This is a genomic window from Bacteroides sp. AM23-12, from assembly GCF_003434395.1.
GTDB lineage: Bacteria > Bacteroidota > Bacteroidia > Bacteroidales > Bacteroidaceae > Bacteroides > Bacteroides thetaiotaomicron.
Map to the genome: position 1 here is coordinate 1 of NZ_QTLF01000093.1, position 1,242 is coordinate 1,242.

2 protein-coding genes are annotated in these 1,242 nt (G+C 52.9%); both read left to right on the forward strand.

Annotated features, from left to right (window positions below; genetic code table 11):
* On the forward strand, positions 1-862 hold an 862-nt coding region (locus DW640_RS23245; RefSeq protein WP_117579005.1), incomplete at its 5' end, for an efflux RND transporter periplasmic adaptor subunit.
* A 129-nt stretch (positions 863-991) separates the two neighbouring features.
* The coding region (locus DW640_RS23250) for an efflux RND transporter permease subunit (protein WP_147326409.1) at positions 992-1,242 on the forward strand (251 nt) is incomplete at its 3' end.

A 1,242-nucleotide genomic window follows, 5' to 3' on the forward strand; every position in this document is an offset into this window, starting at 1 on the left:
TTCTTTCCGCGGCAAGGTGACGGAAGGAATGAGCGTCGGTCGCGGCACTCCGCTGGTGACTATTTCTTCGCACAACATCGCCGACGGTGACCCCGTACAACGTGCCCGAATCGCTTACGAAGTATCCAAAAAGGAATACGAACGAATGAAGTCGCTCGTCAAAAACAAGATTGTGTCCGACAAGGATTTCGCACAGGCGGAGCAGAACTACGAAAACGCCCGTATCAGCTACGAAGCGCTCGCCAAAAACCACTCGGCCATCGGTCAGAATATCACCGCGCCCATTGCCGGATACGTGAAAAGTATTCTGGTCAATGAGGGAGACTACGTAACCATCGGTCAGCCACTGGTCAGCGTGACACAGAACCGCCGGCTTTTCCTCCGTGCCGAAGTATCGGAAAAATACTACCCGTATCTCCGCACAATCAGTTCCGCCAATTTCCGGACACCTTATAATAATGAGGTCTACGAACTGAATGAACTGAGCGGCAGACTGCTTTCCTTCGGGAAAACTTCCGGAGACAACTCTTTCTACGTGCCCGTCACCTTCGAATTTGACAATAAAGGAGAAGTGATTCCGGGATCATTCGTCGAAGTTTATCTGCTTTCCTCCCAACTGGAAAACGTGATATCCGTGCCCCGCACCGCCCTGACGGAAGAGCAAGGCATCTTCTTCGTCTACCTGCAACTCGATGAAGAAGGCTACAAGAAACAGGAAGTGACCCTCGGCGCCGACAATGGCAAAAGTGTACAAATCCTGACCGGAATCAAACCCGGAGACCGTGTAGTGACCGAAGGCGCATACCAAGTTCGCCTGGCAAGCGCAAGCAACGCCATCCCTGCCCACAGTCATGAGCACTAGCGGCAAGGTGCCGCATCCAAGTTCTCTTGCGGCACACACAGAACTCATTTATAGTCACGCAAGTTTATCCCCTGCCCGGCACTGCTCAAAAGTAAACCGGGAGGAACCAAACTTAATCAATGAAATATCATGCTAAATAAAATCATACATTACTCCCTGCACAACCGACTGGTTGTGCTCTGCGCGGCCATCCTCCTGCTTATTGCGGGGACTTACACCGCCATGCACACGGAAGTAGACGTGTTTCCCGACCTGAACGCCCCGACAGTGGTCATCATGACCGAAGCCAACGGTATGGCAGCCGAGGAAGTGGAACAGCTCGTCACCTTCCCCGTCGAAACAGCTGTAAACGGGGCTACCGGCGTGCGCCGTGTCCGTTC